The 19,317-nt window shown below is 68.0% G+C and carries 24 protein-coding genes; 20 read left to right on the top strand and 4 right to left on the bottom strand.

All coding sequences use genetic code 11. The annotated features are described in order from the left end of the window. Positions 1-57: 57 nt before the first annotated feature. From EXE63_RS10695 to EXE63_RS10655, 9 genes are read left to right on the top strand one after another with little or no spacing between them, the layout of a single operon-like run. The gene (locus EXE63_RS10695) at positions 58-267 is read left to right on the top strand and encodes a glutaredoxin family protein (protein ID WP_234904437.1); all 210 of its coding nucleotides are present in this window, start codon (positions 58-60) and stop codon (positions 265-267) included. 50 nt (positions 268-317) lie between these two features. Next, on the top strand, positions 318-1,661 hold the full coding sequence (locus tag EXE63_RS10690) for a glutamyl-tRNA reductase (protein ID WP_168141928.1): 1,344 nt from the start codon (positions 318-320) through the stop codon (positions 1,659-1,661). After that, positions 1,658-2,593: a hydroxymethylbilane synthase gene (gene hemC, locus EXE63_RS10685; RefSeq protein ID WP_168141927.1), complete on the top strand. Its 936-nt coding sequence runs from the start codon at positions 1,658-1,660 to the stop codon at positions 2,591-2,593. The genes EXE63_RS10690 and hemC overlap by 4 nt, the downstream gene beginning before the upstream one ends. Further along, positions 2,590-4,257 (top strand): bifunctional uroporphyrinogen-III C-methyltransferase/uroporphyrinogen-III synthase, encoded by a 1,668-nt coding sequence (locus EXE63_RS10680; RefSeq protein WP_168141926.1) that lies wholly within the window; start codon positions 2,590-2,592, stop codon positions 4,255-4,257. Before hemC ends, EXE63_RS10680 begins: the two co-directional genes overlap by 4 nt. Further along, positions 4,257-5,237, top strand: a complete 981-nt coding sequence (gene hemB, locus EXE63_RS10675) for a porphobilinogen synthase (RefSeq protein ID WP_168141925.1) — start codon at positions 4,257-4,259, stop codon at positions 5,235-5,237. Before EXE63_RS10680 ends, hemB begins: the two co-directional genes overlap by 1 nt. Next, on the top strand, positions 5,234-5,659 hold the full coding sequence (locus EXE63_RS10670) for a hypothetical protein (protein WP_168141924.1): 426 nt from the start codon (positions 5,234-5,236) through the stop codon (positions 5,657-5,659). The genes hemB and EXE63_RS10670 overlap by 4 nt, the downstream gene beginning before the upstream one ends. 12 nt (positions 5,660-5,671) lie before the next feature. Beyond that, entirely contained in the window at positions 5,672-6,115 is a 444-nt protein-coding gene (locus tag EXE63_RS10665; RefSeq protein ID WP_168141923.1) for a hypothetical protein, read from the top strand. Continuing rightward, positions 6,112-6,603: a transport-regulating membrane protein Mce1N gene (gene mce1N / locus EXE63_RS10660; protein ID WP_168141922.1), complete on the top strand. Its 492-nt coding sequence runs from the start codon at positions 6,112-6,114 to the stop codon at positions 6,601-6,603. The genes EXE63_RS10665 and mce1N overlap by 4 nt, the downstream gene beginning before the upstream one ends. After that, positions 6,600-6,833, top strand: a complete 234-nt coding sequence (locus tag EXE63_RS10655) for a hypothetical protein (protein ID WP_210000435.1) — start codon at positions 6,600-6,602, stop codon at positions 6,831-6,833. The genes mce1N and EXE63_RS10655 overlap by 4 nt, the downstream gene beginning before the upstream one ends. 11 nt (positions 6,834-6,844) lie before the next feature. Here the strand turns inward: EXE63_RS10655 and EXE63_RS10650 are convergent, their stop codons facing one another. Together EXE63_RS10650 and EXE63_RS10645 are read right to left on the bottom strand one after the other, a co-directional pair. Further along, a complete protein-coding gene (locus tag EXE63_RS10650) occupies positions 6,845-8,548 on the bottom strand; it encodes an HNH endonuclease signature motif containing protein (protein WP_168141921.1) in 1,704 nt (567 codons plus the stop codon). A 77-nt stretch (positions 8,549-8,625) separates the two neighbouring features. Beyond that, positions 8,626-9,225: a hypothetical protein gene (locus EXE63_RS10645; RefSeq protein ID WP_168141920.1), complete on the bottom strand. Its 600-nt coding sequence runs from the start codon at positions 9,223-9,225 to the stop codon at positions 8,626-8,628. Between the two features lie 102 nt (positions 9,226-9,327). On the opposite strand from EXE63_RS10645, the gene EXE63_RS10640 reads away from it, so the two are divergent. From EXE63_RS10640 to EXE63_RS10625, 4 genes are read left to right on the top strand one after another with little or no spacing between them, the layout of a single operon-like run. Further along, a complete protein-coding gene (locus EXE63_RS10640; protein ID WP_168141919.1) occupies positions 9,328-10,203 on the top strand; it encodes an oxygenase MpaB family protein in 876 nt (291 codons plus the stop codon). Then, positions 10,190-10,789, top strand: coding sequence for a TetR/AcrR family transcriptional regulator (locus EXE63_RS10635; RefSeq protein ID WP_168141918.1), 600 nt, complete (start codon positions 10,190-10,192; stop codon positions 10,787-10,789). The genes EXE63_RS10640 and EXE63_RS10635 overlap by 14 nt, the downstream gene beginning before the upstream one ends. Positions 10,790-10,826: 37 nt before the next feature. Then, complete coding sequence (locus tag EXE63_RS10630; protein ID WP_168141917.1) at positions 10,827-11,021, top strand: hypothetical protein; 195 nt, start codon at positions 10,827-10,829, stop codon at positions 11,019-11,021. A 9-nt stretch (positions 11,022-11,030) separates the two neighbouring features. Continuing rightward, on the top strand, positions 11,031-11,510 hold the full coding sequence (locus EXE63_RS10625) for a pyridoxamine 5'-phosphate oxidase family protein (protein WP_168141916.1): 480 nt from the start codon (positions 11,031-11,033) through the stop codon (positions 11,508-11,510). Here the strand turns inward: EXE63_RS10625 and EXE63_RS10620 are convergent. Beyond that, positions 11,494-11,877: a nitroreductase family deazaflavin-dependent oxidoreductase gene (locus EXE63_RS10620; RefSeq protein WP_168141915.1), complete on the bottom strand. Its 384-nt coding sequence runs from the start codon at positions 11,875-11,877 to the stop codon at positions 11,494-11,496. The genes EXE63_RS10625 and EXE63_RS10620 overlap by 17 nt on opposite strands. Before the next feature lie 360 nt (positions 11,878-12,237). On the opposite strand from EXE63_RS10620, the gene hemL reads away from it, so the two are divergent. The 7 genes from hemL to EXE63_RS10585 are packed head-to-tail and all read left to right on the top strand — an operon-like array spanning position 12,238 to position 19,146. Continuing rightward, positions 12,238-13,548, top strand: a complete 1,311-nt coding sequence (gene hemL, locus EXE63_RS10615; protein WP_168141914.1) for a glutamate-1-semialdehyde 2,1-aminomutase — start codon at positions 12,238-12,240, stop codon at positions 13,546-13,548. Between the two features lie 23 nt (positions 13,549-13,571). After that, positions 13,572-14,159, top strand: a complete 588-nt coding sequence (locus EXE63_RS10610) for a histidine phosphatase family protein (protein WP_168141913.1) — start codon at positions 13,572-13,574, stop codon at positions 14,157-14,159. Positions 14,160-14,182: 23 nt separating this feature from the next. Continuing rightward, the gene (locus EXE63_RS10605; protein ID WP_168145511.1) at positions 14,183-14,743 is read left to right on the top strand and encodes a TlpA disulfide reductase family protein; all 561 of its coding nucleotides are present in this window, start codon (positions 14,183-14,185) and stop codon (positions 14,741-14,743) included. 58 nt (positions 14,744-14,801) lie between these two features. After that, positions 14,802-15,482: a cytochrome c biogenesis CcdA family protein gene (locus EXE63_RS10600; RefSeq protein WP_168145510.1), complete on the top strand. Its 681-nt coding sequence runs from the start codon at positions 14,802-14,804 to the stop codon at positions 15,480-15,482. Continuing rightward, a complete protein-coding gene (resB, locus tag EXE63_RS10595) occupies positions 15,479-17,041 on the top strand; it encodes a cytochrome c biogenesis protein ResB (RefSeq protein ID WP_168141912.1) in 1,563 nt (520 codons plus the stop codon). Before EXE63_RS10600 ends, resB begins: the two co-directional genes overlap by 4 nt. Further along, entirely contained in the window at positions 17,038-18,003 is a 966-nt protein-coding gene (gene ccsB, locus EXE63_RS10590; protein ID WP_168141911.1) for a c-type cytochrome biogenesis protein CcsB, read from the top strand. Before resB ends, ccsB begins: the two co-directional genes overlap by 4 nt. Positions 18,004-18,006: 3 nt before the next feature. Continuing rightward, positions 18,007-19,146, top strand: coding sequence for a MinD/ParA family ATP-binding protein (locus EXE63_RS10585; protein ID WP_168141910.1), 1,140 nt, complete (start codon positions 18,007-18,009; stop codon positions 19,144-19,146). Here EXE63_RS10585 and EXE63_RS32875 read toward each other — a convergent pair whose 3' ends face one another. After that, the gene (locus EXE63_RS32875) at positions 19,147-19,308 is read right to left on the bottom strand and encodes a hypothetical protein (protein ID WP_234904436.1); all 162 of its coding nucleotides are present in this window, start codon (positions 19,306-19,308) and stop codon (positions 19,147-19,149) included. Positions 19,309-19,317: the final 9 nt, after the last annotated feature.

Here is a 19,317-nt window from a genome sequence, read left to right as displayed (position 1 = left end):
GTCGATACTGGATGTGTGGACCATCAGGTGGTGTTGCTCACACGAGCCGGCTGCAGCATGTGCGAACGAGCGGCCGTGGCGCTGGCCGCGCTGGCCGAAGAACTGGGGTTCGCGCTGAGCTCCACCGACGTCGACGCGGCCGCTGCCGCGGGGGAACCCGCGCTGCGGGCGGAATTCGGCGATCGGTTGCCGGTCGTGTTGCTCGACGGGGCCGAACACAGCTACTGGGAGGTCGACGAACCCCGGTTGCGCGCCGATGTCAGTTAATTTGGTGGCGCGCTGGTGAACGGCTACTTTGGATCCGTGGTGATGATGCCGTGAGCGTGCTGCTATTCGGGGTTTCGCATCGCAGTGCGCCGGTGTCCGTACTGGAGCAGTTGAGCACTGACGAGTCCGATCAGGCCAAGATCATCGACGAGGTCCTGCAGTCCTCGCTGGTCACCGAGGCCATGGTGCTGTCGACCTGTAACAGGGTCGAGGTGTACGCCGTGGTCGAGGCATTCCACGGCGGGTTGTCGGTGATCGGTCAGGTGCTCTCCGAACATTCCGGTATGGGCCTTGGTGACCTCACCAAATACGCCTACGTGCGCTACGCGGAGGCCGCCGTCGAGCATCTGTTCTCCGTCACCAGCGGCCTGGATTCGGTCGTCATGGGCGAGCAGCAGGTCCTGGGTCAGGTCCGGCGTGCCTACGCCGCCGCCGAGTCCAACCACACCGTCGGGCGCACCCTGCACGAACTGGCCCAGCGCGCGCTGTCGGTCGGTAAGCGGGTGCACACCGAGACCGGAATCGATTCCGCAGGCGCCTCGGTGGTGTCGGTGTCCCTGGAGATGGCCGAGAAGCGTATCGGCGGTCTGGCGGGCCGCAGTGCCGTGGTGGTCGGCGCCGGCTCGATGGGCGCATTGGCCGCCAAGCACCTGGTCCGGGCCGGGGTGGACCGCATCGATGTGGTCAACCGGTCGCTGCCGCGAGCCCGCCGGCTCGCCGAGAACATCTCCGAACTCGGTGTGCCCGCCACTGCGTACACCCTCGACGACATCTCCTCCGTGCTGGCCACCGCCGATGTGGTGGTCAGCAGCACCGGCGCGGTCCGTCCGGTGATGTCGCTGGCCGATGTGCACCACGGCCTCACGGCGCGCGACGGTGACCGCCCACTGGTGATGTGCGATCTGGGTATGCCCCGCGATATCGACCTCGCGGTGGCCGGCCTGCCCGGCGTGCACGTCATCGACATGGACCGCATCCAGCGCGAGCCCACCGCCCGCGCGGCCGCCTCCGACGCCGAAGCGGCCCGGGCCATCGTGGCCGCCGAGGTTGCCAACTACCTGGCCGGGCAGCGGATGGCCGAGGTGACCCCGACGGTGACGGCGCTGCGCCAGCGTGCCGCCGATGTCGTGGAGGCCGAATTGCTGCGGCTGGACAATCGGCTGCCCGGGCTGGACTCCACGCACCGCGACGAGGTGGCCCGCACGGTGCGCCGCGTCGTCGACAAGCTGCTGCACGCCCCCACGGTGCGGGTGAAGCAGCTGGCAGGGGCCCCCGGCGGGGACAGCTACGCCGAGGCGCTGCGTGAGCTCTTCGAGCTCGATCCACAGGCTGTCGACGCCGTTTCCGGTGGCGAATTGCCTTTGATCGCAACAGATAACGACCAGCCCGAGTGATCCGGATCGGCACCCGGGGCAGCCTGCTCGCGACGACTCAGGCCGGCTTCATCCGTGATGCCTTGATCGCCAACGGCCACCCCGCCGAATTGGTCATCGTCGCCACGGCCGGGGACCAATCCAGTGCACCGATCGCCGAGATCGGCGTCGGCGTCTTCACCGCGGCGCTGCGCGAGGCCGTCGTCGGCGGTGTCGTCGACATGGCGGTGCACTCCTACAAGGATTTGCCGACCGCATCCGACCCCAGGTTCGACATCGCCGCCATCCCGCCCCGTGAGGACGCCAGGGACGCGCTGGTGGCCCGTGACGGCATGGTGCTGGGAGAGTTGCCCGCCGGCTCCACGATCGGCACCTCCAGCCCGCGACGGGCCGCGCAGCTTAGAGCACTGGGTCTCGGTTTGGAAATTCGCCCCCTACGAGGCAACCTAGACACCAGGTTGAACAGGGTAAGTAGCGGTGATCTCGACGGAGTCGTCGTCGCCCGGGCGGGTCTTGCACGCATCGGACGGCTCGACGCTGTGACCGAGTCTCTCGAACCGGTGCAGATGTTGCCGGCACCGGCGCAGGGGGCTCTCGCAGTGGAGTGTCGTGCCGGTGACAGTGAGCTTGTCGCGGTGCTGGCGGAATTGGATGACGCCGACACTCGCGCCGCGGTCACCGCTGAACGTGCCCTGCTCGCCGAACTGGAGGCGGGCTGTTCCGCGCCGGTGGGTGCCATCGCTGAGGTGGTCGAGTCCATCGATGAGGACGGCCGGGTCTTCGAAGAGCTGTCGCTGCGGGCATGCGTGGCGGCGCTGGACGGATCCGACGTGATCCGTGCGTCCGGGATCGGTACTCCGGAGCGGGCACGGGAGCTTGGGCTCTCGGTGGCCGCGGAGCTGTTCGAACTGGGTGCACGTGACGTGTTGGCAGATGCTGGGAGTGACAGATGACTGGGCACGCAGGTAGCCGAGGCCGAAAGATCCGGCCCGGCCGCATCACGTTCGTTGGCTCAGGCCCGGGCGATCCAGGCCTGCTGACGACCCGTGCGCGGACGGTACTCGCCAACGCCGCGACGGTGTTCACCGACCCCGATGTACCCGAGGCGGTGCTGGCGCTGGTCGGCTCCGAGTTGCCGCCCACGTCCGGGCCGGCGCCGGAGGCTCCCGCCTCGGATTCCGATGGCGCCGAGGTGGCGGCCGTGGTGCCCGGTGGCCCCGATGTGCGTCCCGCGCTGGGCGACCCGGCCGAGGTCGCCAAGACCCTGGCCGCCGAGGCCCGGCACGGCGTGGACGTGGTCCGGCTGGTGGCCGGTGACCCGTTGTCGGTCGACGCGGTCATCACCGAGGTCAACACCCTGGCCCGGACCCACCTGAACTTCGAGATCGTGCCCGGCCTGCCGGACACCACCGCGGTGCCGACGTATGCCGGTCTGCCGCTGGGTTCCTCGCACACCGTGGCCGATGTCCGGGACCCCAACGTCGATTGGGCTGCGCTGGCCGCCGCCCCCGGCCCACTGATCCTGCACGCCACCGCCTCGCATCTGGCCGATGCGGCGCGCACCCTCGTCGAGTTCGGCCTGGCCGAGAACACCCCGGCCGTGGTCACCGCCCATGGCACCACCTGCCAGCAGCATTCGGTGGAGACCACGCTGGCCGGTCTGGGGGACAAGGCGATTCTGACCGCGGCCGAGTCCACCGGGGGTACCCCGGGTCCGCTGGCCGGGCCGCTGGTGGTGACGATCGGCAAGACCGTCGCCAACCGCGCGAAGCTGAACTGGTGGGAAAGCCGTGCGCTGTACGGCTGGACCGTGCTGGTGCCGCGCACCAAGGATCAGGCCGGTGAGATGAGCGATCGCCTGGTCACCCACGGCGCGCTGCCGGTCGAGGTGCCCACCATCGCCGTCGAGCCGCCACGTAGCCCGGCCCAGATGGAAAGGGCCGTCAAGGGTTTGGTCGACGGCCGGTTCCAGTGGGTGGTGTTCACCTCCACCAACGCGGTCCGTGCGGTGTGGGAGAAGTTCAACGAGTTCGGTCTGGATGCGCGGGCGTTCTCCGGTGTGAAGATCGCCTGTGTCGGTCAGGCCACCGCGGATCGGGTTCGCGCCTTCGGCATCAACCCCGAGCTGGTGCCCTCCGGTGAGCAGTCCTCACTGGGTCTGCTCGACGAATTCCCGGACTACGACGAGATTTTCGATCCGGTGAACCGGGTGTTGTTGCCTCGCGCCGATATCGCCACCGAAACGCTGGCCGAGGGCCTGCGTGAACGTGGTTGGGAGATCGAGGATGTCACCGCCTACCGCACCGTGCGCGCAGCCCCGCCGCCGGCGCAGACCCGCGAGATGATCAAGACCGGCGGGTTCGACGCGGTCTGCTTCACCTCGAGCTCGACGGTGCGCAACCTGGTCGGCATCGCCGGCAAGCCGCACGCGCGGACCATCGTCGCCTGTATCGGGCCCAAGACCGCGGAAACCGCAGTCGAATTCGGCCTGCGCGTCGACGTGCAGCCGGAGACGGCCGCCGTCGGTCCGCTGGTCGAGGCGCTCGCCGAGCACGCCGCCCGCCTGCGCGCCGAGGGTGCGCTGCCTCCGCCGCGCAAGAAGAGCCGCCGTCGGTAATGGGGTACCCGCGCCACCGCCCCCGCCGACTGCGCTCCACGCCGGCCATGCGTCGGCTGGTCGCGCAGACCTCGCTGGAGCCACGGCATCTGGTGTTGCCGATGTTCGTCGCCGACGGACTGTCCGAGCCACGCCCGATCACCTCAATGCCGGGAGTCGTTCAGCACACCCGGGATTCGTTGCGCCGGGCCGCCGCGGACGCGGTGGCCGCCGGTGTGGGCGGGCTGATGCTGTTCGGCGTGCCGCGGGACGAGTCCAAAGACGCTGTGGGCTCTGTCGGCCTCGACCCCGACGGCATCCTGAATGTGGCGCTGGCGGATCTGTCCGCCGATCTCGGTGATGCCACCGTGCTGATGGCCGACACCTGCCTCGACGAGTTCACCGACCACGGGCATTGCGGCGTGATGGACGCGCACGGCCGGGTCGACAACGATGCCACCAACGAGCAGTACGTGAAACTTGCTGTGGCTCAGGCTCATTCGGGAGCCCATGTGGTCAGCCCGAGCGGGATGATGGACGGTCAGGTGGCGGCCATCCGGGACGGTCTCGACGAGGCCGGACACGAAGACGTCGCCATCCTGGCCTACGCGGCGAAGTTCGCGTCGGCGTTCTACGGACCGTTCCGGGAAGCCGTCGGCTCCAGCCTGTCCGGTGACCGGCGCACCTATCAGCAGGATCCGGGAAATGCCCGCGAGGCGGTGCACGAGATCGTGCTGGACCTCGACGAGGGCGCCGACATGGTGATGGTCAAACCCGCGATGAGTTACCTCGATGTGGTGGCCGCCGCCGCCGAGATCTCGCCGGTGCCGGTGGCCGCCTACCAGATCTCGGGGGAGTACTCGATGATCAGCGCCGCCGCCGCCAACGGCTGGATCGATCTGCAGGCCTCGGCACTGGAATCGCTGGTCGGTATCCGCCGTGCCGGCGCCGATATCGTGCTGACCTACTGGGCGGTCGAGGCCGCCGGCTGGCTGGCGTGACCCCGGAACCGCCCGCCACCGAGTCTGCCGGTCGGCCGGAAGACGTGGACACCGGCTTCTGGCTCTGGATCGCCGCGCTGCCGCTCATGGTGATCGGCTACCTCATCGACCTGGCCACCGCGCGCATGCCGGATGCCGGCGCCTACATCTATGCCGTGTCCGGTCTGTTCGTCGTGGTGACCATCGCCGTCGTCGCGACCTTTGCGGTGCTGATGCGGCTGGGGTATCGGTGGCCGCGCACCGTGCTGACCGCTGCGGGCCTGACCGCGGTGATCTACTCGGTGTCCAGCCTGTTCACCGCGGACCGGTCCGAGTTCGCGGCGGTCGGTTTCGCGGTGTGCACCATCATCGGTTCGGTGCTGATCCTCGGTGGCGTGGTGCTGTTGCACCGCAAGGACGCTCACGAATATCTCACCCGATAGGCTGGCGCCGATATGACCAAACCCACACCTGCGCCGCGCCCGGCCATCGTCAACATCGCATTCTGGCTGGTCCTGGCGGGATCGGTGCTGCTGCTGGCCGGCGGTCTGCTCGGGCTGAGCAGTGCGATCAGCACGCCGCGCAGCGCCTTCTCCGCAGAGCTGTCCGACAGCGAGGTCAGCAGCATCGTGACCATGCGGGGCGGTATCAGCGCCCTGCTGTTGATCACGGGTCTGGTGCTGAGCTTCCTGGCCGGTCGCGCCCGCAACGGCGATCTGCGGTACCGCCGGGCGATGGTGTGGCTGTCGGTGGTGCTGGTGGCATTGGTGTTCGTGCTGGCGCTGCTGGCGCCGTTCGCCATCGCGCCGCTGGCCCTTTTCGGGGTGGTGCCGGTGGCCATCGGGGCGACGCTGTTCATGCGGCCGGCCGCCTCGGACTGGTTCCTGGAGGTGTCGTGACCGAGAGCAACCCGCCGGCGCCGGATACCGCCGAGCAGGTGTTGTTCTTCGAACCGGGCGGCACCTGGTGGTGGTTGCTGGCCGGTCCGGCGGCCGGGGCGGCGATGATGTTCATCCAGCTGTCCGGTGGCGTGGGCGTGCAGTTCGGAGTGCCGGTGGCCTTCACCGTTCTGGTCAGTGGCTTCCTGTGGATTCAGATCAAGGCCGCCCGCATCCATACCTCGGTGGAGCTGACGCCCGCCACGCTGCGGCAGGGCACCGAGTTCGTCACCGTCGCCGAGATCGTGAAGATCTATCCGGAACCCAAGCGGCACGAGACCGAAAAATGGCAGTCCTACCGCGCCTTCGGCGAGCTCAGCGGTATTCCCCGCGGGCGTACCGGGATCGGCGTGAAGCTGACCGACGGCCGTTCCGGGCAGGCCTGGGCCCGCAGGCACCGCACGCTACGCGCGGCCCTGGAATCGTTGGTCGAGGAGCCGGCATCGTGAAGCGGACCGCGCTGGTGCAACTCGTGCTTGCCGCGTTGGCGCTGGGCGGCGCGGTGGCGAGTTGGCTCGTCGCCGGTTCCCCGGAGCAGATGGAGCCGGTCCTGGAGGGCCAGCCGTCGCTGACCACGGTGGTGTACTACCCGCCGCTGATCGTGCTGGCGCTGGCGCTGCTCACCGCGGCGGGCGTGCTGGCGGTGTTGGGCTCGGCGAAGCTGCGCCGGCGCCGCTAGCCGCGGCCCCGTCAGAACGGCGGGTCGCTGTCGCCGTGGATGCGTTCGAGGGCGATGTGGAGTTGGTTGCGGGTGCGTTCGGTGGTGATGCGTTGGGCGCGGTCTTGGGCGCGGGTGCGTTGCCGGGTCGGCATCTTGGTGTCGCGGTGGGTGTCGTTGATGAGGCTGATGGCCCGTGTGCGTGGGATGGGTGTGTGGATGTTCCAGTGCGGGAACAGCATTTGTGCGCCGGGCTTTTTGGTGTAGGTGTGTCCGGTGGGTGCTGTCCAGGTGATGGTGCCGTCGGGGGCCAGGGTGGGTGCCCAGCCGGCGAAGGTTTTGAGCAAATGGTGCTGCCGGCAGAGTGGAGCCAGGTTTCCGGGGTGGGTGGCTCCGGCCGGCCATGGGGTCAGGTGATCGAGGTCGCAGCGGTGGGCGGGTTGGTCGCAGCCGGGGTAGCTGCAGGTCACCGAGCGCATCCGGACGAATGCGGTCAGTGCGGTCGAGGGCCGGTATTGGCGTTCGACACCCAGGCTAGCGATCTCGGCGAGGGGTTTGATGGTGGCGCCGGTGGCGGCGAGTTCGGCGAGCATGGCGGCGGGGATGATGCCCCCGCCGAGCATGACCCCCGGACTGGGGTTGCAGGCCGCGGGTCGGGTGTAGACGGCAGGCGGCTCTGAGGATGTCGGTGTCGACGCGGGCGCGGCGGGTTCGGGCGGCGGTGTCGGTGTGGACGCGGCCGGCTCGGCAGGCTCAGCAGGCTCGGGCGCAGGGTCGCACTCGGGCTCAGCAGGCTCGGCGGGTTCAGCAGGTTCGCTTGCGGCGGGCTCGGTGTCGGTCTGGCTGGGCTCAGCGGCCGGGGTGCTCGCGCCACCTGGTGTGGTCTGCCGCGGGGTGTCTTCACCCGCGGCGGGGTTCTGGTCGGTGAGTGTGTAGATGATGACGGCGGCGGCGCGGGGGTCTTTGCCGCTGCCTTCGCAGTCGGGGTTCCCGCATTGGCAGGCCAGGCGCTGCAGCCCGGGGCCCACGACACCCAGGGCGCCCAGGGCTGCCGAACGCAGTTCGCGGCGTTTGCGGGGGTCGTTGGGGCAGACGGTGTCGGCCAGGTCATTGAGCCGCTGCTCCAACACTTTCTTGTCGGTGACGCGCAGCCGGCCCCAGAAGGAGGCCACTCCGTTGGGGTCGTCTTTGTCGTCGAATTCGACGTAGAGGTCTTTGGCGTTGCGTGTGGAGCGGATGACGGCTTCGGGGTCGAATTTCTCCACCCACGCATCGATGGCGTCGATCAACGCGTTCTCTGAGTGCGCCCCGTACCGGGCGGCTTCACCGGCGATCGCGGTATCGATCAACGCAATCGCCTCGTCATCGACGACGAAATGGGTGCGCCAGGTGATGGCATCGATGACCCGCGCCGACAACACACCGGTGGCGAAGACCGCGGCGGTGCGGGGCAGCCGATCCCGCAACGCTTGGGCGATGCGCATCTGTTTGGAGGCGGCACGGCTGCCGAGGTTGCAGGCCGCCGCGACCGCGGCTTGCGCCCAGGCCCAGCCGTCGATGACTTGGTGGGCGATCCCGTCGTCCTCGTCATCGCATTGCCGCGCGGTCACCTCACCGATCAACGCCAACAGGTAGGCGGCGGCCTTGCCCTGGTGTTGGGTCGCGGCGGTGACCGTCGTGATGAGCGCCTCATCACTCAACCCGGCGATACCGTCCCGGTCCAGCACTTCGAACATGTGTTCTAGTGTAACCGCGGGCCCCGACAAGTTCAGCGGAAAATCCGCCAACCTGTGGATAACTGCCGCGCGGGTGTCTAGGACACGCGGAGGAAGGTGCCCGCCGGGTCGTAGTACACCGTCTGGCGGTCCCGCTCCGGTCCGTTGACGATATACAGCTCGATCTCTCCGGACCCGCTGTTCCGGGCGATGGTCACGCCCGTGGCCTTCATGTCGGCGCGCTCCCCCTCAACACGGTTGAACGAGTCCTCCCAGGAACTGACGATGGTCTCGGGGCTCACCAGGTCGGCGCCGAACATTGTCGTCAGCAGCGCGTCATATTTTTCCGCACCCCCGTAGTCGTACGGGCGGATATCGGTGCGGCCGTCTGGATAGGCGACGTACTTGTTGAGCTCGGTGGGCTTGTCCGGATCCAGTGCGTCGGCGCTCATGTCTCCACTCGGTGCGATCGACATCGACTGCACTTGGATGGTGTTCAGCGGCGCGCCCGTCAGTTCCTCCAGTGTCGACCGCGCCTGGTTGACGGTGGCGAGTGTCAAGACGGTGGCCGCGGGATCCGTGGCGGCGGACTCGGTGGAACTGGATGGTGATGCGGTCGGAGACTCGCTGCCGCCGCACGCGACGAGCGTGCTTCCGATGAATAGGGCTGCTGTGAGGGTGCGCAACGTGTGGGTCACGCTCCAAATCTAGGGGTGGATGCCGGTTGATACTTGCGTTGGCAAATATGACCCGCATCACATCCATTGGAACAAAGTTCAATATCTGTAACACTGTTCCGCATGACCGAACTGGCGGAGAACGCACCCGGGGCTCTCGACGACGCATTGCCGCTCGGCCCCGACTCGCTGGTGTGGAAGTACTTCGGTGAGAACCGGATGTATCTCATCGGGCCGCGACCCGCGGTGCTGCAGAACATGCTCGCCGAACTCGGCCAGGGCGTGTTGGACCACTCGACGTTCTTCTCCGATACCGCCGAGCGGCTCAAGCGCACCATCCCGCCGATCTTCAAGACGGTGTACGGCTCCGAGGAGGACAACGCGGGCACCCAGGTGCGCGACTTCCACCACAACATCAAGGGCGATATGCCCGGCCCGGACGGTACACCCGCCAGGCGATACCACGCCCTCGATCCGGAGACCTACTATTGGGCGCACGCCACGTTCGTCGAGCAGGTCATCTACTTCGCCGACACCTTCGTCAAGCGCCTCAGCGAGGCCGAGAAGGAACAGATCTTTCTGGAGTCCAAGACGTGGTACCGCCGCTACGGGGTCAGTGACCGCCCGCAGCCGACCACCTACGCCGAGTTCGTGCACTACTGGAACCGGATGCTCGACGAGGTCGCCGTACCGCACAAATCCGCCAGATACGGGGTCGGCTATGTCACCAAGGGATTCCCGTGCCCCAAGGGCATGAACCCGGTGGCCTGGAAGATCATCGCGAACGTCTTCGACCCGGTGGCGGCGTTCATCACCGCAGGCGGGCTGCCGCCGCGGGCACGCGACCTGCTGGGCCTGCCGTGGACCGAGCGGCAGGAACGCAATTACCAGCGTTTCGCCGCGTTCTGCCGGTCGCGCCCGGTGAACTGGGCATGGGACCGGCTGCCGATGTCGGTGCGCTACAGCAAGTTCGCCCAAGCCGGTTATGCCAGGGGCTGACGCCGGAGAAACCATCCTCGACGCGGCACTCGTCGAGTTGGAACGGCATGGTTTCCGCAAGGTCGCCCTCGACGATGTCGCGCGGCGGGCCGGCGTCAGCCGGACCACCATCTACCGGCGCTTCGCCAACCGCGACGAACTCGTCGGCGCCGTCATCGAGCGTGAGAACGTGTCGCTGTTCGCTGATATCGCCAAGGAACTGAACGAAAACAAGGACGCCAAGCCGCAGTCGAACTACTACGTCGAGGCCTTCACGCTGTCGATCATGAGGTTCCGGCGGCACCGCGTGCTCAACCAGATGATCGTCGACGATCCGGCCCTGGCGCAGGAGATGCTGCACCGGCACTACGGTGCCGCCGTCGAACGGATGGCCGCGGCGCTGCTGGTGATCTTCCCGGACGGTTTCGCCGAGCGGATCGGCGCCCCGGCCGTCAACGACCTGGCCGACACCATCCTGCGGTATGCGGCGATGGTGCTGTTGTTGCCCAGCGTGCAGCCGCTGCAGACCGCCGACGACGTCCGGGCGTTCGCGACGCGGCATTTCCTGCCCAGCTTGCCTGCGGCTTTGCGGTCGGTACCGGCCTGATTGTTTGGTGGCTCACATATTCGGGCAGCCGTGAGCCATGACTTCTGAACAAGATCGCGGGTCCGAGGCGTCGCCGGAAGAGATCGGCGCCTATGAAGACAACCGTCCGACATCCGTGCTCCCGGGCAGCAATGGCACGGTATCGGGCACCGCGGTGACGGACTGGCTGGACGACGACGGAAACCCGAAGTTCGACGAGAACTCCAAAGAAACCGAGACTGCGGAGAATTAGGCTGGGTGGGTGACGCCGCTGGAACAGATCGCCCCCGCCTTCGTCGACATGGCGCATTCCATCGTATGGGCCTCGGTGGCCACCGTGGATGCCGACGGCAAGCCGCGCAGCAGAGTCCTGCACCCCATCTGGGAGTGGGACGGCACCGATCTGTTCGGCTGGGTGGCGACCGTGCCCTCCCCGGTCAAGCAGCAGCATCTCGCCGTGCACCCGTACATGTCGGTGAACTACTGGGCGCCCAGCCACGACACCTGCAGCGCCGACTGCCTTGTCGAGTGGTACACCGATGACGACACTCGAACGACGGTGTGGGACAAGTTCGTCCAGGCTCCGGAACCACTGGGGTACAACCCGACCATCATCCCGGGCTGGGACTCACCCACCTCACCGGCATTCGCCGTACTGCGGCTGGCCCCGTACCGGCTGCGGGTGCAGCCCGGCACCGTGATGACCGCGGCGAGCGGGACGGTGCTCAGCTGGAACGCGTGAGCAACAACGCGGATTGCACCGGGACAACGCGCAATACGTGCCGCCACGGCCCCTTGAGCACGCTCAGCGCCTCACTCAACGGCACCACCCGGGGCGCTTCGACCAACAGGCTGCGGCCGTCGATCTGTACCCGCCCGGACCCGGAGGCCTGCAGGTTGCGCACCCAGTCGGTATCGGTGCCGTAGGGCAGCAGCACCGCCACGCCATCGGTGGTCGGGAAGGCCGTCACCGGCGTGCGGTAGTCCTTCCCTGACCTGCGGCCGACATGGTCGACGGCCGACCAGAGCGGCACGTATCCGGCCAGCGGTTCCACCACCGGATTGACGAACCTGCGGTTGAGCTCGGCGCGTTGGCGGGCGAACAACATGACCAGATCCTAGAGCTCTCCGATGGCCGCCGCGGGGTTGCTGCAGATGCGGCGCGGCCGGCTCCGAATCAGGTCCGTGCGGTAGCAGACGGGTCGGGCCGATCTCGACCGCTTTGCGCCGGGGCTGTTCCGGCAATCCGGAGGGATAGCGAACCGTGGCCCGGCTCACGGATAGCTGTCCGATTTCACACACAGTTTCTCCCCGTGTCTTGCAAGTGGTGATACCGCCGCTAAGGGGCACTATTTCTGATTTGGCAAGGTGCGTGAAGTGCGCGGCGCCTATTTTGCTGGATGCGGTCAGCCCCCGCTCCACTACACCCTGTAGTTGCTGAGTTGGCATTGACTGGAACACTGGGGGTCATGCGCAGTACCGGTTCGTCCGTTTCGGCATCCGCGAAGTTGTTCGCCGACGCGTCCTCGGTGATCCCCGGCGGGGTCAACTCGCCGGTGCGGGCCTTCAGCGCCGTCGGCGGCACCCCGCGCTTCATCACCTCGGCCAACGGCTACTGGCTGACCGACGCCGACGGCAACCGCTATGTGGACCTGGTGTGCTCCTGGGGCCCGATGATCCTCGGGCACGCCCACCCCGACGTCGTCGAGGCGGTGCAACGCGTCGCCGCCGACGGACTGTCCTTCGGTGCCCCGACGCCGGCAGAGACCGAACTCGCCCGCGAGATCATCGACCGGCTGGCCCCCGTCGAGCGCATCCGCTTCGTCAACTCCGGCACCGAGGCCACCATGAGCGCCATCCGGTTGGCGCGCGGTTTCACCGGCCGCCCCAAGATCATCAAATTCTCCGGCTGCTATCACGGCCACAGCGACGCCCTGCTCGCCGACGCCGGGTCCGGAGTGGCGACGCTGGGGCTGCCGTCCTCACCCGGGGTGACCGGCGCCGCCGCCGCCGACACCATCGTGTTGCCCTACAACGATGTCGCCGCCGTCGAGGAGGTGTTTGCCGCCCACGGCGAACAGATCGCCTGTGTCATCACCGAGGCCAGCCCGGGCAATATGGGCACGGTCGGACCGCTGCCGGGGTACAACGCGGCGCTGCGCAGGATCACCGCCGAGCACGAAGCCCTGCTGATCATGGACGAGGTGATGACCGGGTTCCGGGTCAGCCGATCCGGTTGGTACGGCCTCGATCCCGTCGACGCCGATCTGTTCACCTTCGGCAAGGTGATGAGCGGCGGCCTGCCCGCGGCGGCGTTCGGCGGCCGCGCCGAGGTGATGGAGAAGCTCGCGCCGCTCGGCCCGGTGTATCAGGCGGGCACGCTGTCGGGGAATCCGGTGGCCATGGCGGCCGGTCTGGCCACGCTGCGCGCCGCCGACGCAGGCGTCTACGCGACCCTGGATGCCAATGCCGACCGGCTCGACGCGCTGATCACCGGCGCCCTCACCGAGGCCTCGGTGCCGCACCGGGTCTCGCGTGCCGGGAACTTCCTGACGGTCTTTTTCGGGAACACCGAGCCGACCAACTTCGCCACCGCCAAGGCCACCGAGACCTGGCGCTACCCCGCGTTCTTCCATGCGCTGCTCGACGCCGGGATCTATCCGCCGTGCAGTGCCTTCGAAACCTGGTTCGTCTCGGCCGCCCTCGACGATGACGCCTTCGACCGGATCGCCGCGGCCCTGCCGCACGCGGCCCGCGCCGCCGCCGAGGCCACGCAGTGACGACACGTACGACGGTCCATGTCATGCGCCACGGTGAGGTGCACAACCCGGAGAAGGTGCTCTACGGCCGGCTGCCCGGATACAACCTGTCCGACCGCGGCCGGTTGCAGGCCCAGTCGGCGGCGGACTGGTTGGCGCCCAGGGACATCAGCTATGTGGTGGCGTCGCCGCTGGAGCGCGCGCAGCAGACCGCGGCACCGATCGCCGCGGTGCACGGGCTGGACATCGACACCGACGACGACCTGATCGAATCGTGGAACGATTTCGAGGGTGAGCGCGTGGCACCCGGGGACGGCGCCCTGCGCGACCCGCGCAACTGGCCGCGGCTGCGTAACCCGCGCAAACCGTCCTGGGGCGAGCCGTACGACGAGATCGCCCCGCGGATGATGGCCGCGCTGCACCGCGCCCGGGAGAAGGCGGCCGGCCACGAGGCCGTCTGCGTCAGCCATCAGCTTCCGGTGGAGACGCTGCGCCGGGCGATGACGGGCCGCAAGCTGCCCCACCTCCCGCTCCCGCACAGCCGGTTGTGCAACCTGGCGTCGATTACCTCGTTCACCTTCGACGATGACCGCCTGATCCGCTGGGGTTACACGGAGCCCTGGGGCATCTAGTGAAGTGGTTTGTCGCCCTGGCGATGTCGCTGGCGGTCCTGGTGTCCGGTTGCAGTACCGGTGACGACGCCGTCGCCCAGGGCGGCACCTTCGAGTTCGTCGCGCCCGGCGGCAAGACCGACATCTTCTACGATCCGCCCGAGTCACGGGGTGTCCCTGGGAAATTGGCGGGACCGGACCTGATGGACCCGGAGAAAACGCTGGCGCTCTCGGACTTCGAGGGCAAGGTCGTGGTGATCAACGTATGGGGACAGTGGTGCGGCCCCTGCCGCGCCGAGATCGGCGAGCTGCAACGCGTCTACGAACAGACCAAAGACCTGGGCGTGCAATTCCTGGGCATCGACGTCCGCGACAACAACCGGGATGCCGCAGTCGATTTCATCACCGACCGCAAGGTCACCTTCCCCTCGATCTACGACCCGTCGATGCGCACCATGATCGCGTTCGGTGGCAAGTACCCGACCACCGTCATCCCCTCCACGCTGGTGCTGGATCGCCGGCACCGGGTGGCCGCGGTGTTCCTGCGCGAGCTACTGGCCACGGACCTCAAGCCCGTGGTCGAACGGCTGGCATCGGAAAAGTGAAGGCACAGTGACGGATATCATCACCGGCGGGCCGCTGCTGTTCGCGGTCGGGCTGAGCATGCTGGCCGGACTGGTGTCCTTCGCCTCACCGTGTGTGGTGCCGCTGGTGCCGGGTTACCTGTCGTATCTGGCGGCGATCTCCGGCGGCGACAGCCGCTTCCGGGTGGCCGGTGCGGCCGGTCTGTTCGTCGCGGGTTTCACCGTGGTGTTCGTGCTCGGCAGCGTCGCGGTACTCGGGATGACGACGGCGTTGATCACCAATCAGGAACTGCTGCAACGCATCGGCGGTGTGGTCACCATCGCGATGGGCCTGGTGTTCATCGGCTTCATCCCGCTGTTGCAGCGGGACGCCCGGTTCGCGCCGCGGCAACTCTCGACGCTGGGCGGTGCGCCCCTGCTGGGCGCGGTGTTCGCGCTGGGGTGGACACCGTGCCTGGGCCCGACGCTGACCGCGGTGATCGCGGTGTCCTCGGCGACGGAAGGGTCGGCGGTGGCCCGCGGGATCACCCTGGTGATCGCCTACTGCCTGGGCCTGGGACTGCCGTTCGTGTTGCTGGCCTTCGGGTCGGCCCGGGCGGTGCGCGGCCTGGGCTGGCTGCGGGCACACACCCGCGGTATCCAGATCTTTGGTGGTGTGCTGATGATCGCGGTCGGAATCGCTCTGGTGACCGGACTCTGGGGTGATTTCGTGGCGTGGGTCCGCGATGCGTTCGTGTCCGACGTGAGGTTGCCGATATGAGGGCCATCCGGAACATATGGGCGCTGATCCGCAACACCTGGCGCACCCTGACCTCCATGGGCACCGCGCTGGTGTTGTTGTTCCTGCTCGCGCTGGCCGCCATACCCGGGGCCCTGCTGCCCCAGCGCAGCCTCAACGCCGCGAAGGTCGACGAGTATCTTCTCGAGCACCCGACCATCGGGCCGTGGCTGGACCGGGTGCAGGGCTTCGACGTCTTCTCCAGCTTCTGGTTCACCGCCATCTATGTGCTGTTGTTCATCTCGCTGGTCGGGTGCCTGACCCCGCGCCTGGCCGAGCACATCAAGAGCCTGCGCGCGGTGCCGGTTCCCGCGCCGCGCAACCTGTCCCGGCTGCCCAAACACCACGAGGCCGAGGTATCCGGGGATACCGCGCAACTGGCGGCCGCCATCGATGACCGGCTCAAGGGCTGGCGGCGCACCACCCGCACAACGGACGAGATGACCGAGATTTCCGCGGAGAAGGGTTACCTGCGCGAGTTCGGCAATATCGTCTTCCACTTCTCGCTGCTCGGCCTGTTGGTCGCCATCGCCGCCGGGAAGCTCTTCGGCTACGAGGGCAACGTCATCGTCATCGCCAACGGCGGCCCCGGGTTCTGTTCGGCGTCCCCGGCCGCCTTCGACTCGTTCCGGGCGGGCAACACCGTCGACGGCACCTCGCTGTACCCGATCTGTGTGAAGGTCAACGATTTCGATGCCGACTACCTGCCCAGCGGGCAGGCCGTCACCTTCGCCGCGAACATCGAATACCAGGCCGGCGCGGATCTGGAGAGCAACACCTGGAACGACTACCGGCTCGAGGTCAACCACCCGCTGCGTGTCGGCGGGGACCGGGTGTACCTGCAGGGTCACGGGTACGCGCCGACATTCACCGTGATCTTCCCCGACGGCCAGACCCGCACCAGCACGGTCCAGTGGCGCCCCGATGATCCGCTGACCCTGCTGTCCTCCGGGGTCATCCGGGTGGACCCGCCGGCGGGCACCTATCCCGATCCCGATGAGCGCCGCGAACAACAGATCGCGATCCAGGGGCTGTTCGCCCCGACCGAATTCCTGCAGGGCACCCTGCTGTCGTCCAGCTTCCCGGCAATGAACAAGCCCGCCGTGGCCATCGACATCTACCGCGGCGACGCCGGCCTGGACACCGGGCGCCCACAGTCCATCTTCGACCTGGACCCCCGGCTGATCGGGCAGGGCCGCCTCAACAAGGAGGCCAGGGTCAACCTCAACGTCGGCGAGGAGAAGCGCCTCGAGGACGGCACCACCATCCGTTTCGACGGGGCCGTGCCGTTCATCAACTTGCAGGTGTCCCACGATCCCGCCCAGATCTGGGTGCTGGTGTTCTCGCTGACCATGATGGCCGGTCTGGTGGTGTCGCTGGTGGTGCGCCGCCGCCGCATCTGGGTTCGGATGACCCCCGCACCTGCGGGTACCGTGAGCGTCGAGCTTGGCGGACTGGCCCGCACCGACAACTCCGGGTGGGGCGACGAGTTCGAGCGGCTGACGGACCGCCTGCTCAGTGACGGAGGTAAGCATTCATGAACAGCACCGACATCGATATCGAGCTGGCCAGGTACTCGGACTGGGCCTTCACCTCGTCGGTGGTGGTCCTGGTGCTGGCGCTGCTGATGCTGGCCGTCGAACTGGCCTATTCGCGCGGCCGCAAGGTCGAGGCCCGTGAACTGGTCGGGGCCGCGGTGGGTGCCGACAGCGCCACTCCCGGCATCGTCACCGACGCTGCGGCCCGCACCGCCGACGAGCGCATCGGACGCGCAGGTGTCGCGCTGACCTATGTCGGTATCGCCCTGCTGGCGGCGTGCATCGTGCTGCGCGGCCTGGCGACCTCACGGGTGCCGTGGGGCAACATGTACGAGTTCATCAACCTGACGTGCTTCTCCGGTCTGGTCGCCGCCGCAGTGGTGTTGCGCCGTCCGCAGTATCGCGGCCTGTGGGTCTTCGTGCTGCCGCCGGTACTGGTCCTGCTGACGGTCTCGGGCAAGTGGCTCTACACCCACGCCGCGCCGGTGATGCCCGCGCTGCAGTCCTACTGGCTGCCGATCCACGTCTCGGTGGTCAGCCTGGGCTCGGGAGTCTTTCTGGTCGGCGGTGTGGCCAGCGTGCTGTTCTTGCTGAAGATGTCCCCGCTTGCCCAGCGGGACAACGGTTTCGGGCGGATGCTGGCGCGCCTTCCGGATGCGCAGCTGCTGGACCGGATCGCCTACCGCACCACCATCTTCGCCTTTCCGGTGTTCGGCTTCGGTGTCATCTTCGGTGCCATCTGGGCGGAGGAGGCCTGGGGCCGGTACTGGGGCTGGGATCCCAAGGAGACGGTCTCGTTCATTGCGTGGGTGGTGTACGCCGCCTACCTGCACGCCCGCTCCACCGCCGGCTGGCGCGACAAGAAGGCCGCCTGGATCAACGTCGTCGGGTTCATTGCGATGATCTTCAACCTGTTCTTCATCAACCTGGTCACGGTGGGTCTGCACTCGTACGCGGGGGTCTGAGTCGTGCCCAGCTTTCGGGAGCAGAACCGGTTTGTCGATCCCGCACAGGAGGTGCCGCCGGAGTGGACGGCACCGACACCACCGCGCGGGTTCCCCGCGGTGACCGGGGCGAGCGCAGCGACGGGGAATGTGGCCGGGGCGAGCGCAGCGACGGGGAATGTGACCGGGGCGAGCGCGCCGCCGGACCTGCCCCCACAGACCAGCCCGGTCCCGCTGCCGGCGCCCTACCTCGATCTGTCCACGGTCGCGCTGCTCGGCCAGCCCAAGCAGGCCCCCACGAGTGGCTGGCGCCGCTGGTTGTATCTCGCGTCGTTCACACTGCTCAACGTCGGTGAGAGCCCGAAGGTCACCAACCAGATCACCCTGCTCGAAGAGGTCGGCCGGCCGCTGCGGGGCTGTTACCGCATCGCCGTGCTGTCCCTGAAGGGCGGGGTCGGCAAGACGACGGTCACCGCGACACTGGGCGCCACCTTCGCATCCGCCCGGGGTGACCGTGTCATCGCGGTCGACGCCAACCCCGACCGCGGCACCCTGAGCCAGAAGGTGCCGTTGGAGACCCCGGCCACCGTGCGGCACCTGCTGCGTGACGCCGAGGGGATCGCCTCCTACAGCGATGTCCGGCGCTACACCTCGCAGGGGCCCAGCCGGCTGGAGGTGCTGGCCTCGGAATCCGATCCGGCGGTCTCCGAGGCGTTCAGTTCGCAGGACTACGCGCGCACCGTCGAACTGCTGGAGCGCTATTACAGCCTGGTGCTCACCGATTGCGGTACCGGGATGCTGCACTCGGCGATGGCCGCGGTGCTGTCGAAGGCCGATGTGCTGATCGTCGTCAGCTCCGGCTCGGTGGACGGCGCGCGCTCGGCGTCGGCGACGCTGGATTGGCTGGACGCGCACGGCCATCAGGACCTGGTGCGCAACGCCGTCGCGGTGGTCAATGCGGTGCGCCCGCGCTCGGGCAAGGTCGACCTGGAAAAGGTCGTCGACCACTTCTCCCGGCGGTGCCGGGCGGTGCTTCAGGTGCCGTTCGACCCACACCTCGAAGAGGGTGCCGAGATCAGCCTGGAGCGCCTTAAGCCACCGACGCGGGAAGCGTTGCTACGGCTGGCAGCGGTGGTGGCCGCGGGGTTCCCAGCCGCGACCTGACTAACCGCGCGGGTTGTCGCCGTCGCGGAGCCTGCGCAGGAAATCGGGATCGTCATCCGGTCCGATCACGCGCGGCCTCGGGCGATTGGCCGAGGCGCGCACCAATCGGTATGTCGCGTATGCGAGCCCGGCCAGAATCAGGGCCAGGAGTAAGTACTGCAAGCGAATAAC

Source organism: Mycolicibacterium frederiksbergense (assembly GCF_012223425.1).
Classification (GTDB): Bacteria; Actinomycetota; Actinomycetes; order Mycobacteriales; family Mycobacteriaceae; genus Mycobacterium; species Mycobacterium frederiksbergense.
Note: the sequence above shows the minus strand (reverse complement) of the source record. Positions and strands in the feature narration are given on the sequence as shown.